This window comes from Pantoea sp. PGP6 (assembly GCF_053474785.1).
Map to the genome: position 1 here is coordinate 3,986,293 of NZ_JBQBMA010000001.1, position 14,613 is coordinate 4,000,905.

The 14,613-nt window shown below is 54.6% G+C and carries 13 protein-coding genes; 5 read left to right on the forward strand and 8 right to left on the reverse strand.

All coding sequences use genetic code 11. The features are described from left to right. Positions 1-54: 54 nt before the first annotated feature. The 3 genes from ACLIBF_RS19305 to soxR all read right to left on the reverse strand — a co-directional run bounded on the left by ACLIBF_RS19305 (position 55) and on the right by soxR (position 2,956). A complete protein-coding gene (locus ACLIBF_RS19305) occupies positions 55-1,404 on the reverse strand; it encodes an NCS2 family permease (RefSeq protein ID WP_069729447.1) in 1,350 nt (449 codons plus the stop codon). A 361-nt stretch (positions 1,405-1,765) separates the two neighbouring features. After that, positions 1,766-2,431 (reverse strand): glutathione S-transferase family protein, encoded by a 666-nt coding sequence (locus ACLIBF_RS19310; RefSeq protein WP_279810447.1) that lies wholly within the window; start codon positions 2,429-2,431, stop codon positions 1,766-1,768. A 39-nt stretch (positions 2,432-2,470) separates the two neighbouring features. Then, positions 2,471-2,956, reverse strand: a complete 486-nt coding sequence (gene soxR / locus ACLIBF_RS19315) for a redox-sensitive transcriptional activator SoxR (protein ID WP_031375502.1) — start codon at positions 2,954-2,956, stop codon at positions 2,471-2,473. Between the two features lie 100 nt (positions 2,957-3,056). Between soxR and soxS the strand changes: the two genes are divergently transcribed. Both soxS and ACLIBF_RS19325 read left to right on the forward strand, forming a co-directional pair. Beyond that, complete coding sequence (gene soxS, locus ACLIBF_RS19320; protein ID WP_031375503.1) at positions 3,057-3,482, forward strand: superoxide response transcriptional regulator SoxS; 426 nt, start codon at positions 3,057-3,059, stop codon at positions 3,480-3,482. Positions 3,483-3,735: 253 nt separating this feature from the next. Next, positions 3,736-4,017 carry a YjcB family protein gene (locus ACLIBF_RS19325; RefSeq protein ID WP_046288557.1) on the forward strand — a complete coding sequence of 94 codons (282 nt, stop codon included), beginning with the start codon at positions 3,736-3,738 and terminating at the stop codon, positions 4,015-4,017. 92 nt (positions 4,018-4,109) lie between these two features. On the opposite strand, the gene ACLIBF_RS19330 is transcribed toward ACLIBF_RS19325, so the two are convergent. Further along, on the reverse strand, positions 4,110-5,060 hold the full coding sequence (locus ACLIBF_RS19330) for an ATP-grasp fold amidoligase family protein (RefSeq protein ID WP_031375505.1): 951 nt from the start codon (positions 5,058-5,060) through the stop codon (positions 4,110-4,112). 8 nt (positions 5,061-5,068) lie between these two features. Continuing rightward, positions 5,069-6,325, reverse strand: a complete 1,257-nt coding sequence (locus ACLIBF_RS19335) for an oligosaccharide flippase family protein (protein WP_031375506.1) — start codon at positions 6,323-6,325, stop codon at positions 5,069-5,071. Positions 6,326-6,850: 525 nt separating this feature from the next. On the opposite strand from ACLIBF_RS19335, the gene ACLIBF_RS19340 reads away from it, so the two are divergent. Continuing rightward, positions 6,851-7,246 carry a transposase gene (locus ACLIBF_RS19340; RefSeq protein WP_031375507.1) on the forward strand — a complete coding sequence of 132 codons (396 nt, stop codon included), beginning with the start codon at positions 6,851-6,853 and terminating at the stop codon, positions 7,244-7,246. Between the two features lie 924 nt (positions 7,247-8,170). Here ACLIBF_RS19340 and ACLIBF_RS19345 read toward each other — a convergent pair. Next, the gene (locus ACLIBF_RS19345) at positions 8,171-9,130 is read right to left on the reverse strand and encodes a DMT family transporter (protein ID WP_279810438.1); all 960 of its coding nucleotides are present in this window, start codon (positions 9,128-9,130) and stop codon (positions 8,171-8,173) included. Positions 9,131-9,205: 75 nt separating this feature from the next. Next, entirely contained in the window at positions 9,206-10,033 is an 828-nt protein-coding gene (locus ACLIBF_RS19350) for an AraC family transcriptional regulator (RefSeq protein WP_031375509.1), read from the reverse strand. A gap of 127 nt (positions 10,034-10,160) precedes the next feature. Here ACLIBF_RS19350 and ACLIBF_RS19355 point away from each other — a divergent pair, with 127 nt between their 5' ends. After that, positions 10,161-10,691 carry an isochorismatase family protein gene (locus ACLIBF_RS19355; protein ID WP_031375510.1) on the forward strand — a complete coding sequence of 177 codons (531 nt, stop codon included), beginning with the start codon at positions 10,161-10,163 and terminating at the stop codon, positions 10,689-10,691. Positions 10,692-10,776: 85 nt separating this feature from the next. Here ACLIBF_RS19355 and ssb1 read toward each other — a convergent pair whose 3' ends face one another. Beyond that, on the reverse strand, positions 10,777-11,331 hold the full coding sequence (gene ssb1 / locus ACLIBF_RS19360) for a single-stranded DNA-binding protein SSB1 (protein WP_448310312.1): 555 nt from the start codon (positions 11,329-11,331) through the stop codon (positions 10,777-10,779). 224 nt (positions 11,332-11,555) lie between these two features. Between ssb1 and uvrA the strand changes: the two genes are divergently transcribed. Beyond that, entirely contained in the window at positions 11,556-14,384 is a 2,829-nt protein-coding gene (uvrA, locus tag ACLIBF_RS19365) for an excinuclease ABC subunit UvrA (protein WP_089561279.1), read from the forward strand. Positions 14,385-14,613 lie beyond the last annotated feature (229 nt).

The window sequence follows — 14,613 nt, forward strand, 5'->3', positions numbered from 1 at the left end:
GGCGGGAAAAAAGTGAAAAATTCCGGACGCACCGCTGCGCGCCCGGTTGATCAGTCAGATCGCCCAGCCGCCGGCGTAAAACGCCACCAGCGCTACGGCGATCAGCACCGTCCCAAGGTTCAGCTTGCGCCATTCACCCGCAAAAACGCGGCCGACCACCAGCGAGGCAAAGCCGATCATGATGCCGGTGACGATGTTGCAGGTCAGCACGATAATCACCGCGGTCAACAGGCCGGACATCGCATCGACGAAGTCATTAAAGTCGATTTTCGCCACGTTACTCAGCATCAGCAGACCGACATACATCAGCGCGGGTGCGGTAGCGTAAGCCGGTACCAGCCAGGCCAGCGGTGACATAAACAGGATCACCATAAACAGCAGGCCGACCACAATGGCGGTCAGGCCGGTTTTGCCGCCCGCCGCAGTACCGGCCGCTGACTCGATATACACCGCCGCAGGTGACGCGCCGACCAGGCCCGCAAACAGGCTGCTGACCGAATCGGTCGTCAGGGCGCGACCGCCATTGATAATCTGGCCCTGCTTATCCAGCAGATTGGCCTGCCCCGCCACCGCGCGAATGGTGCCGGTGGCGTCAAATACTGCGGTCATTACCAGTGCCAGCACGCTCGGCAGCACCACCGGCTGCAACGCGCCCATGATGTCGAGGCTGAACACCAGCGACTGACCGCTGGCGTCACGCAGGCTCGGCAGAGCAAACAATCCTTTGTAGCTCACCGCCGGATCGAAGATCAGCCCGAGCAGCGAAATGGCGATAATCGTCATCAGAATGCCGCCCGGTACCCGCCGTTTTTCCAGGCCAAAAATCGCCGCCAGTCCCAGCAGCGTCATGATCACCGGGAAAGTAGCAAACTGACCCAGCGCAACCGGCAAACCCGGTGCCGGGTTTTTTACCACCAGACCGACGCCATCCGCCGCGATCAGCAGCAGGAACAATCCAATTCCGACGCCGGTGCCATGCGCCACGCCCATTGGCAGGTTGCGCAGGATCCACGCCCGAATGCCGGTCACCGAGATCAGGGTAAACAGCAACCCCATCAGGAATACCGCACCGAGCGCGACCGGTACGCTGATGTGCTGGCCCAGCACCAGGCTAAAGGCGGTAAAGGCGGTCAGCGAAATGGCGCAGCCAATCGCCATCGGCAAATTGGCCCACAGCCCCATCAGGATGGAGCCGAAACTGGCTACCAGGCAGGTGGCGACAAATACCGCGGTTGGCGGAAAACCGGCTTTACCGAGCATGCCCGGTACCACAATGACCGAATAGACCATCGCCAGAAAGGTAGTCAGTCCGGCCAGAATTTCCTGACGCACACTGCTGCCGCGCGCCGAGATCGCGAACCAGGCGTCCAGTTTTCCACTGGCCGGGCGTGATTCAATTGACATAGTTGAGCCTCAAAGATTTTTTGTAGTGTGGATCGCTCTGCGACCGTCGCTGTCCCTGAAATAAGCGGGTAATCCGGCTGCGCTGATGGAGTAATTCCGCCAGGCAAACGTTTACCTTGCCGCAGATAGTTGGCAGTCAAAGGACCGCCAGATAAAAAGGCAAACGATTATCCGGCGTTTACCGGCACATTTTCAACTGGCGGAAGGACATTAATCAGCATAAAGATCAGGTGGTGAGCGCCGTTTTCGGCCAGGCAGCGGCTGACCGCATCGGCTGAGGCGTTGAAGTTACAGACATTTTTAAACGCTGAACAACTGGCAGCGCCGCACGAAAAAAAACGGTACGCCAGCAGAGAGAGGATTAACCTGGCAGAGAGAGTTCGCCGCCCTGATCGATAGCCCGCTGCCAGGCAGCACGCTGCTGAACGGTTTGCAGCCATTTCTGACTGGCCGGCATCTGCTCCATCCCGACACGTTGCGCCAGGGCCAGCAGCGGAAAGCTCATCTGAATGTCGGCGATACCGAAGCGCTGACCCGCGAACCACGGATTAGCCGCCAGATGCTGCTCAATCATTTTCATATGCGGTTGCAGCTGTTTATCGAGCCAGGCCTTCTGCACCCCTTTGCCAAACGCCGCGCCAACCGGGCGCAGCAGCCAGGGCACCGGCGCTTTCCCCATCTGTCCGAAGATCAGCTTCATCACCAGCAGCGGCATCAGCGAACCCTCGGCGTAGTGCAGCCAGTAGCGCGACTGCAACAGCGACTCTTCATCACTCAGCTTCAGCCGGAATTCGTGATCATATTTCTGTTCCAGATACTCGAGAATCGCCCCGGATTCCGCCACCACCCGGTTTTCATCGGTAATCACCGGTGATTTTCCCAGCGGATGCACTTTTTTCAGCGCCTCGGGCGCCAGCATGGTTGGCTCGCGTTGATAACGTTTGATCTGATACGGCACTTCCAGCTCTTCCAGCAGCCATAGCACCCGATGTGAACGTGATTGCTCGAGATGGTGAACGGTGATCATCATGATTCCCTGTGTGTTGACCTCCCACCAGTATAGACGTCACTCCGCGTCCGGATGGTTACCGTCCTGTTCCGGGTCGAGCAGCACCGCTCCTGACCCTTGCTGACCCAGCCGATCGCCCGGATTGCGCAGCGGACAATCGCGCATCGACAGACAGCCGCAGCCGATACAGCCATCAAGGTCGTTGCGCAACCGGGTCAGGGTTTCGATGCGCTTATCCAGCTCTTCGCGCCAGTGCTGAGTCAGGGCGTCCCACTCCGGGGCCGACATCCGCTTATTGGCCGGAATATGCTCAAGGCTGTCGCTGACGGTCGCCAGCGGAATACCGATGCGTTGCGCAATTTTGATGATAGCCACGCGTCGCAGCACATCACGGCTGTAACGCCGCTGATTACCGCCGTTACGGGTACTGAATATCAGCCCTTTGGTTTCATAGAAGTGCAGCGCTGACACCGCGACGCCGCTGCGGCGCGCCACTTCGCCCGGCGTTAATACCGGTTTGGGGTAGTTGCGATCTTTTTTCATCTGGCTCTTTACCTCAAGTTAACTTGAGGAATTATACTCGCTTCCCATCAAAACGACTAAACTCCCATTACCGCTTATTAAGCACCAGAAGGATGAGGCCATGATGCAAGAAGAGATCATTCATTCCCTGACGCACTGGATTGACCAGAATCTGGACAAAAGTTTGTCCATTGATGAAGTGGCAGCAAAATCGGGTTATTCGAAATGGCACCTGCAGCGGATGTTCCGTACCGTCACCAAACAGACGCTTGGCGGCTATATCCGTGAACGCCGTCTGACGCTGGCAGCCGAAGCGCTGTCTCAGACCCAGCGCCCGGTGTTTGATATCGCGATGCAGTACGGCTATGACTCGCAGCAGACCTTCTCGCGGGTGTTTCGCCGCCAGTTCTCGCAAACCCCTACCGCCTACCGTCACACCATGCGCCGTCAGGCGATTCAGCGCCCTCGCCTGCTGAGCTTCGGCTGCAATGACAGCATGGCCAGCTTTACCCAGCGCACCACCGGCGAGTGCTGCCCGGTCCGTTAACTGTCAGGACGCCCGTCTTCGGGCGTGCCTGATCGCCTCTCTGATTTGCCCTTCCCGCTGTTCATATCTGCAACAATTTCCTGCCATACCAGTGTCAAATTTTGTTCAAAATTTCAAATCGGGTGATATAATGTGACTCAAGTCACACTATGAACTTGGGTTGACGGCGCTAAAGCACTTCCTGACACGCTTTTCCGCCGCCGGTGATGTCCGCAAATTGTCAGGAATACTAACTGATATTGAGGTCCGGCCGATGGCTACGTTAACCACCAGTCTGCTTGTTATGCGTTGGGAATTGTTGAGCGCAGTAATGATGTTTTTCGCCAGCACCCTGAAAACCAAATTGCGTCAGGATAGTCATCATGTGATGGCATTCATGTGTGGCGGGATTGGTTTAGGCATGACCTGCTGGTTCGTTACCGGTCTGATGGGAATTACCCTGAGCATGGAAAACGTGCACAACTTCATGGAAATCTCTAAGCACGCCTTTATCGACGTGATGAGTCAGGCGCCTGCTGAATGGCCGATGCCCTGATCGAGTGATACGCTGAGACTGTCGCGTCGATAGCCTGATTTTTGCCAATAAAAAACCCCGCCAGGCGGGGTTTTTTACATTGCTGTGTGTGCTTAAACTTTCTTCAACATGGCAGGGATATTAACATCCTGCACTGTGACGCCCGGTCTCTGCGTTCCGCGGCGGTCCTGAATCCACATATCTCCCATCATCTGGTTTAAACCCCGATCCAATCCGGTCACCAGGCCTGCACCCGGCGTGAAAGTGAGTTCACCGAAATAGATCTGTTCTTCATGGATATACCAATCGACCCGCACGTAATCGAAATCACTGGCCAGCTTTTTGCTCAGATCGAGCGCATGTTGCAGTGACGGCAGAATCGGCGAGACATCCAGACCGGTATCGCGAATCTTGTGAAACGCCTCGTTGAGGTTATTCACGTAGAAGTTCATCGACAGCAGCGGCTGGCAGCGGTTGTAGATCACCTGCAGCACATATTCGAACTTGCCATCACGCTTGTTGAACATGTGAAACTTGTAATCAATCGGCGCGCTTTTGCCATCACCGATGTATTTCTCCACCAGGATGCGCGGCTTGATGTAGCGATAGTGGATCTCACGTGCTTCGTTAGCGAAGTCGGTCTTCAGCCAGCGGTAGCAGTCGTGAATAATCTGCTGTTTGCGCAGCGCGTCTGGCTCTTCCAGCAGAATCTCCACCATGTTGGAGGCGTGGTTCGGCTTAATCACCGTCCCTTTCCAGCACGGTAAGCTGTTCAGCGTGGTCGGGTCAGTGGTTTCGTGTACCAGCGGAATCAGATATTCATTACCGATTTTTTCGGCAATAAATTCACGCACCGAATATTTGTCCGACAGGCGGCCATAGTTCTGGTAATCGCCATAGACAAATTTACGGTACAACACCTTTTCGTTGAACACTTTCGGCTGACGCAGATTGGGCAGCTTTCTGAACTTGTGGAAGTAGTAGATGCGGTCCTGGTACGCCCAGGGCATCTTCTTAATAAAGTACTGCACACTTCTTCTGAGTTCTTCTTTCAACTTGAGCATATCGGACCTCATTTGTAGGTTTTGTAGTTGAGTGAGGAAACTTGAATCTTTTGAATGACGCCGTTTTTAAAGAAGTAATTCATGACGGTCAGGGACAAAAGCTCTGAAAGGAAAACGCTCCACGCGGCTCCCATGATGCCGTGGCCCTGAATCAACCACCATGAGAGCGGCAAACTGATGACCATCAGACAAATGATTTTCTTCAGCAGATAGTTAAACCCTCCCTCCTTAACCATGTAGCGATAAGCTACTGTCCCCATTGCCGAAAAGCTGGTCGCTATCGACAGCAACGTTATGAGACTTCCTGACTGTGTAAATTCCGGACCATACAACGCGATAATGATCTGCTCGCCGAATAACGAGATGACCAGCAGCATCAGCAATGAAACACCCATAACGTAACCATTGAGCCGGGCCGCCAGCTTGATGGCCACCTCGCCACGCTCTCTGAAGATTTCAGTGAAGCAGGAGGTAATCAGCGCCACCGGGATAAAAATCCACGAGGCAGAAATGGTATTAGCCGCGGCAAACAGGCCAAGGTCGCGCGCCGGGGCGGTGCCCGCCAGGAACATCTGCGCCGCTTTGACCTGGACAGAAATAAAGATGCTGGAGATCGCCAGCGGCAGACCGGCATACATCAGGTAACGCAGATAGGCAGTCCGCTTTTCACGCGGCGGCATCTGATCCTGGTGTTCCTGATAAAAGTTGTGCCGCTTGATCAGGTAAGGCACCAGCGTCACCGCCACAATCGACAGCGTCAGCCACAGCGGATTCAGCCGCAGCCAGGCGATGGTGAAGCTGATAGCGAAACTCAGCAGCATGCCGACCGCATTGGCGATGGTATTCAGACGCGAGGCAAGACGCGCATTGTTGTAAACGCTGAACGTATCCTGGGTGACAAAAACCGAGGCAACAAATGAGGCCAGTGCAAATGCCAGGAAATTTTCCTGCATGTTGTACCAGACCCAGATTAAGACTGGCACCGAGGTGAGCAGTAATAGCACCATGCGCAAGGTACGCGCGATGGTCATCAGGCGTAAGCCTTTCGACGCATTTTTACTGACACGCTTAAACAGAATGGTTTCGGTGCCAAAGATTGCAACGGTTTGCACCATCGCAAATAGTGAGGTTGAAAACGCCATCTGGCCAAACACCGTTGGGCCAAAGGATTTCGCCACGTAAGAAGTCACAAATATGACGCCAAACACGGAGATGATCTTCTCAGACATCATCCAGGCGGCATTAGACATTACGCTCAATTTCATCGACTCTTCCTTAGTATTACTCAACTACAACCGCTTCGGTACAACATCCCTGTAACGAATTAATAAGCGCTCAGTGGGCCTGGCGAAAATGTAAGACTTCAAACCAAGCTGGTCCGAAAATTGAGAATCACATCATGATCCGGAGAATAAATTCAGGACAATTCTTATTATATTTGGCGCGAATCGGTTCGGTTGGAAACGATTTCAGCCTGAAAATAGTGCAATCTTCATGAGTCATAACCGCTAAATTAATCAAGTCGGTTATGCTAAATATCCAACGTACGTAGAATTTTTTCGTATTTGGGATGCGATGAATTTATAACAAAAAACCGCCTCCAGGAAGGCGCGCCCCTCGGATCGGAATAAAATAAGATTTATCCCATGATGATATTTATTCTAAATATCTTAATTTAACCTTCGCAATTCAATACGCACACTTTAATACTGCATTAATAGAAACTTACAGTGCCAGGAATTATTAAAGTCATTCTCATCCATTAATCGATAAGAAAGGTAAGAGCATTTATGAGAAAGTCACGATACAGCGAAGATCAAATCACAAATGCCATTAAAGCTTCTGAATCGGGCGTTAAAGTCAGAGAGATTTGCGAAGAGCTGGGTATCTCTGAAGCAACTTTCTACAGCTGGAAGAAGAAGTTTTCTGGGCTGTCTTCCGAAGAAGGCAGAAAAATCAAAGAGCTGGAGGAAAAACTGCAGAACCTTACCCGTGAACTGCAAACCCTGAACTCTGATAAGGAGATGCTGCAAAGCGTTCTGAAGAACTTCTTTACTACGAATGAAAAACGTCAGGCGGTCGACTTCCTGCAGAGCACCTTCGACATCGGCACCCGTCGCAGCTGTCGTTTATTAGATATCAGTCGCAGTGTATATCATTATCCGTCCGGCACAGAGAATCGCTAAACCCAATGCTACCGCGCTTTTTAGACTTAACGCTGAGATTTGTTCTTACCAGAAGAGATGAAGATCATTTAACAGGACAATTGCGGCACCCTTTTCCGCTCCATTTATAACTAATGAATGGCTTCACGGCTAAGCTTCTTTTTTTGCGGTAAAATTGATTCACAACAGCAAAAGTCTCGCATTCTACGCACCTTTCCCCTCTCCCAATCCCGTTTCGGCGGGATTGGGGTCTCATGTTTCTTCGTTAAGCTCGGCTAATCATCGGAACTGAATTGCATCCATTCCGTTAAGCCGGCTTAAACATCGCTTTCAAAATAACCTACTCGCCTTTAAGTTAATGATGGATCTAATCCCCATTTTTGCGGTTACGCTTTAATTCGCGAGTAGTGTCATTCGGCAAAACTTTCCCCAGGATTAATCCAGGATAAATAGTTTATTACTGCTTATCACTAACGTTATGTGCCTACTCATTTTGCATCCTTAGTGCGCATCAATGATGCCAGACGTTAATCTTTAAATAAAAACGCAGCGGCGGAATTCTCTTACTCTTTTATCAATGAATGAAGTTAATAGTGGTTTTTAGTCGCCGTTCTTCAGGTCCGGAAGGCAATGACAGCAGGTCGTTAATCACTTAATCGCCATTATCTGGCCGAAATTCGTCTCATTAATGGATGAATTTCAACCACTGCCCCGGCGTTACACATCAAAAAGGATCTGATTCTGACCTGTGCTGGCTGTTTTTTAGCCTTGGCTTGTCGTCAATGGCGTGAAGATGAAGCGGCCTGTCCGGCCGGATGTGAGGTATGAAATCGATTACGTAGCGAATATGGGTGCAAAATCGTTCAAATCGGAATGCGACTTAATCTTAAAAAGCCGCGCGGACGGCTGACCGCGCGACAGAACAAAGATTATCCACTGGCAGCGTTACTCGTTGATCGCCACCACCTGCGGTTGCGGTTTTATCCGCATCGCCCACAGCACGCCAGCCATCAGAAAAATAATGCCGGCCACGGTCAGCAGCGGCGGCCAGCTTTGATGCCAGAGAAAAGTCCACAAAAGGCCAAAGAGGATTTCAAAAACGATCAATGGCCCCATCAATACAGTGGGTAAGCGCTGGCTGGCGGCATTCCAGCACAGCGTCCCCAGCCAGGAGCAGAGCAGACCAATCGCCAGCATTAGCGGAATGAAGACCTGAGGATGAGGCCCAAACGGCAGCGTGAAGTCAGGCTGCTGCCAGGCGAGCTGAGCGCTGACCAGCGCATACAGCACCAGCGCCATCGGCAGCGTGACCAGCCCCTGCGCCGTAGCCCAGGTAGAAGGCCGGTGTTCAGGGTGCGTGCGCAGCCAGCGCGCGTTACGCAATGGATACCAGGTCCAGCACACCACGGCCAGCATCGCCAGCACAATCCCGGTGAGATACCGGCCGATGTCCAGCGTGCTGCCATGAGCCTGCAACTCGGCAGCATTCACGCACACCAGCCCGGCCGCCATCAGTATTAAGGCAGGAAACAGTCGCCGCCACGGCAGTCGCCCTTCAAGATGACCGTAACAGAGGTTCGCGGTGACAGCGATCACCACCGGCAGCGTACCGATTATCATGGTCGAGACCGGCGCGCCGGTGCGCTGAATGGCATTGGCGAGAAAGGCGTAATAAAGAAGGTTGCCCACCAGCGAAAGCTTTACCGCTTCCCGCCAGTCAGCCACAACCAGCCGCTGCAATCGACGGCGGTCGTGCCACGCCAGCGGCAGCGCAATCAGGCCAAAGGCAACGTAGCGGCCAGCTGATTGCAACGCCCCGGGATAGTCCGGCACCAGCAACGGGCCAACAAAGATCAGTCCCCACATCAGACCTGCGGTCACAGCAAACAGTACGCCAGCGAGCATAATTTTTCCCTTTATCGTTTGTCTGGCGCAGTGTGGCGAAATGAGGCGGGAAAGGCTTGTAGCAGATTGCGATTTTCAGGCCTGGCGCACCTGTTTCTGATAGCGGACCGGAGTAATACCGTACCGGTTGGCGAAGGCGCGGGTCAGGTGAGCCTGATCGGTCAGCCCCACCGCAGCCGCCACGCTGGCTGCACTCTCCCCCTGCGCCAGCCGCTGTTTGGCATCATACAGCCGAAAGGCCATCAGCATCTGATGCGGCGTCACATGATAATGCTGGCGAAAAGCACGTAAAAAGTGCCAGGGCGATAATGCTGCCAGCGCCGCCAGCTCCTCAAGGCGCACCGGTTGCGCCAGGTTTTCCCGCAGGTAATCACGTACCTTATCGAAGCGATGCGCTGGCTGAAGCCGGGCGGACGACGCCATCCGCGCCAGCGGCCGAATCTGCAATAACAGTTCCGACAGCAATCCCTGACGTGCCAGCACCGAGTCCGCCTGCCACAGTGCCGCCAGGGTGCGCGACAGCGGCTGGGCCAGACGGGAATCAGTCAGCAGTGCCTCATTAAACCACCAGCCGCGATCGCCGGTCAGCTCATCCATTAACTGTGGCTGGATATAGATCATCTGATAACGCCAGCCTTCGGCACAGGCGGATTCCCCGGTATGCAGTTCATCCGGATTCATCATCACCAGCGAATCTTTGGGTGCGGTGTATTGGGTGCCGCGATAGCGAAAGCGCTGCGCGCCAGCTTCAATAGTGCCGATACCAAAGGCTTCATGCGTATGCGGTTCAAAGGCGTAGCGAGAGATGTGAGCCTGATACAGTTCCACACCGGGTAACTCAGACAGCTGCTGAAACTGCGCGCGATCTGTCTCGCAGGGAAAAATAGCCGGAACGCCCTCCACTTCACTCTCCTCATTTAACCGACAGGCAGTTCAGCATGCCTGTGATGGACGATAAAATGCAAAATATTGCTATTCATCCGCCTGGTGCCAGGCAACACTGCTTTTTTCCGTCGCGATAGGATCAAGCATGGCACAGCGAGTGGTGTTGGTTATAGATATGCAAAATGGCGTATTCGCTACGCCGCGTTTTGACTGGCAGGGGCGGGTGGCGCAGATAAATCGTCTGACTGAGCGGGCCGATGTCACGGTGTTTATCCAGCATACCGAGGAAAGCCTGCCTGAAGGCAGTCATGCTTTTGCGCTGTTGCCCGAGATCCACCAGCCTGCCGGCGCGCATTTTATCACTAAAACGGCCTGCGACAGCTTCTGGCAGACTGGTCTGGCTGCGTTGCTTCAGACGCTGGCGGTGAAGGAATTTGTGATTTGCGGCTGTGCCACAGACTACTGCCTGGATACCACCATTAAAGTTGGTGCCAGCGCCGGCTATCGCATCACCGTGGCGGCAGATGCGCATACCACCGCCGATCGCCGCTGGGTGAGCGCAGAACAGCTGATAGGTCAGCATAATGAGGTGTGGTCGTCGCTGCTGATACCCGGCAACGTGCCGCGCGTGCTGAGCTGTGACGCAATCCTGACCGAATGGGCGTCCCTCGCCTGATCTGTTTGTGCAGCCGCTATTAAAGGTAATAAAAAGGCCCGGTATACCGGGCCTGTTTGCTATCAATGTCGCGCTGTCAGGCGGATCAGAACGGGATATCGTCGTCAAAATCCATTGGCGGTTCGTTGTTGTTGCTGGCAGGTGCGCTCTGAGGCTGCTGCTGCGGACGGGACTGCGCGCCGCCGCTGAACTGATTATTGCTGCCCTGCGGCTGCTGTGGCTGGCCCCAACCGTTGTTGTTACCGCCGCCCTGCACGCCGCCTGCTGATGCACCGGCGTTACCGCCCTGCTGACGGCCGCCCAGCATCTGCATGGTGCCGCCGACGTTAACCACCACTTCGGTGGTGTAACGCTCCTGGCCACCCTGATCCTGCCATTTACGAGTGCGCAGCTGGCCTTCGATATAGACCTGAGACCCTTTTTTCAGGTATTCACCCGCGACTTCAGCCAGTTTGCCAAACAGCACCACACGGTGCCACTCAGTGATCTCTTTGTTTTCACCGGTCTGCTTGTCGCGCCAGCTTTCCGACGTAGCCAGCGTAATGTTGGCAACAGCGCCACCATTTGGCATATAACGTACTTCCGGATCCTGACCCAGATTCCCGACAAGAATCACTTTGTTAACGCCACGACTGGCCATGTTGCTGTCTCCCGATGAGTTAATGCATACAGTCTAATCTATCAATTCTAACACGTCCTGCTGACTGTTTCCCACTTTAGAGCGGGGTTCCAATTTTAATCATCCGCCGCCAAAAGGCAAAGAGTACTGGATATTTATTCAGTCTATTTTTTGTGCCATAATGATGCGTTTATTCTGGCCGTGTCGGCAAGGCGCGGTGAGTGCTGCTAATCCGGGAAAGGTGAATGGATAAGATCGAAGTTCGTGGTGCCCGCACCCATAATTTGAAAAACATCAACCTGACCATCCCACGCGACAAACTCATTGTGGTGACCGGCCTGTCTGGCTCCGGTAAATCCTCACTGGCGTTTGATACGCTGTATGCGGAAGGTCAGCGCCGCTATGTGGAGTCGCTCTCTGCGTATGCGCGCCAGTTTCTTTCGCTGATGGAAAAACCGGACGTCGATCATATCGAAGGTTTGTCGCCCGCCATTTCCATTGAGCAGAAATCAACCTCACATAACCCGCGATCTACGGTCGGTACCATCACCGAGATCCACGACTATCTGCGTCTGCTGTTTGCCCGCGTCGGTGAGCCGCGCTGTCCGGATCACGATGTGCCGCTGGCGGCGCAGACCGTCAGCCAGATGGTTGATCAGGTGCTCTCTCAGCCGGAAGGCCGCCGCTTGATGCTGCTGGCTCCGGTGGTGAAGGATCGTAAAGGCGAGCACACCAAAACGCTGGAAAACCTGGCGACGCAGGGCTACATTCGTGCGCGTATCGACGGCGAAGTATGCGATCTCTCCGATCCGCCAAAGCTTGAACTGCAGAAGAAGCACACCATTGAAGTAGTGATTGATCGCTTTAAAGTGCGTGCCGATCTGGCAACCCGGCTGGCCGAATCGTTTGAAACCACGCTGGATCTCTCTGGCGGCACGGCGATCGTGGCGGATATGGATGACAGCGCGGCTGAAGAGCTGCTGTTCTCTGCCAACTTTGCCTGCCCGATTTGTGGCTACAGCATGAGCGAGCTGGAACCGCGCCTGTTCTCGTTTAACAACCCTGCGGGTGCCTGTCCGACCTGTGATGGGCTGGGCGTGCAGCAATATTTCGACCCGGATCGGGTAGTCCAGAACCCGGAGCTCTCGCTGGCGGGCGGTGCAATCCGCGGCTGGGATCGCCGTAACTTCTACTATTTCCAGATGCTGCGCTCACTGGCGGAACATCTCGATTTTGATATCGAAGCGTCGTTCGGCAGCCTGCCGGATAACGTGCAGAAAGTGATTCTGTACGGTTCCGGTAAAGAGACCATTGAGTTCAAGTACATCAACGATCGGGGTGACACCTCCGTGCGTCGCCATCCGTTTGAAGGCGTGCTGAACAACATGGAACGCCGTTACAAAGAGACCGAATCGTCAGCGGTGCGCGAAGAGCTGGCGAAATTTATCAGTAACCGGGCCTGTGCCACCTGCGATGGGACGCGTCTGCGTCGTGAAGCGCGCCATGTCTTCGTGGAAAACACCACGCTGCCGACCATCTCGGAGATGAGTATCGGTCATGCGATGTCGTTCTTTGAAAACCTGAAGCTCAGCGGCCAGCGCGCCCAAATCGCGGAAAAAGTGCTGAAAGAGATCAGCGATCGCCTGAGCTTCCTGGTGAACGTCGGCCTGAACTACCTGTCGATGTCTCGTTCGGCTGAAACCCTTTCCGGCGGTGAAGCACAGCGTATCCGTCTGGCCAGCCAGATCGGCGCGGGCCTGGTGGGCGTGATGTACGTGCTGGATGAGCCCTCTATCGGCCTGCATCAGCGCGATAACGAGCGCCTGCTCGGCACCCTGATTCACCTGCGCGATCTCGGCAATACGGTGATTGTGGTTGAGCACGATGAAGATGCGATTCGGGCGGCTGACCACGTGATCGATATCGGTCCCGGCGCGGGCGTGCATGGCGGCCAGGTCGTGGCAGAAGGCACCGTGGATGAGATCATGGCGCAGGAAGCGTCACTGACCGGCCAGTTCCTTAGCGGCAAACGTGAAATTTCCGTGCCGCCGCAGCGGGTTAAAGGCGATCCGGCCAAAGTGCTGAAGGTGACGGGCGCACGCGGCAACAACCTCAAGGACGTGACGCTGACGCTGCCGGTCGGGCTGTTTACCTGCATCACCGGCGTATCGGGTTCAGGTAAATCGACGCTGATCAACGATACGCTGTTCCCGATTGCCCAGCGCGCGCTCAACGGCGCGACCATCGCGGAACCGGCGGCCTATCGCGAGGTCACCGGCCTCGAGCATTTCGATAAGGTCATCGACATCGACCAGAGCCCGATTGGCCGGACACCGCGCTCTAACCCGGCAACCTACACCGGCATCTTCACGCCGGTACGTGAACTGTTTGCTGGCGTGCCGGAAGCGCGCTCGCGTGGATACAATCCGGGCCGCTTCAGTTTCAACGTGCGTGGTGGACGCTGTGAAGCCTGTCAGGGCGATGGCGTACTGAAAGTCGAAATGCACTTTTTACCGGACATTTATGTGCCGTGCGATCAGTGCAAAGGCAAACGCTATAACCGCGAAACGCTGGAAGTGAAGTACAAGGGCAAGAGCATCCACGAAGTGCTGGAAATGACCATTGAGGAAGCGCGGGAGTTCTTCGATGTGGTGCCGGCGCTGGCGCGTAAGTTGCAGACGCTGATCGATGTGGGTCTCTCTTACATCCGTCTCGGCCAGTCCGCTACTACTCTTTCCGGCGGTGAAGCGCAGCGCGTTAAGCTGGCGCGTGAGCTGTCGAAGCGCGGCACCGGTCAGACGCTCTATATCCTTGATGAGCCCACTACCGGCCTGCACTTTGCCGATATCCAGCAGCTGCTGGAAGTGCTGCATCAGCTGCGCGATCAGGGCAATACCATCGTGGTGATTGAGCACAATCTCGACGTGATCAAAACTGCCGACTGGATTGTCGATCTCGGTCCGGAAGGCGGCAGCGGCGGCGGTGAAATTCTGGTGGCCGGCACGCCAGAAACCGTGGCGGAGTGTGAAAAATCACACACCGCACGCTTCCTCAAACCGTTGCTGAACAAGTAATCTGTCAGGCCCGCCTCGTGCGGGCCTTTTTTTTACCGGCTGCCCATTCAGCCAGAGAAATGCAGGATCAGGCAAGATTCAGACACCTATAGGCATATACGCTTTTCGCTACGCTGACTATCCTTAAGCGGTTCCTCTTTGGCACGCCCTGCGCGTCGCCCTGTTTTCGCTGCAGCACACTGCTGCCGCACTTCACCGAAAAACACGCACGACACATCGAAACTGGAGA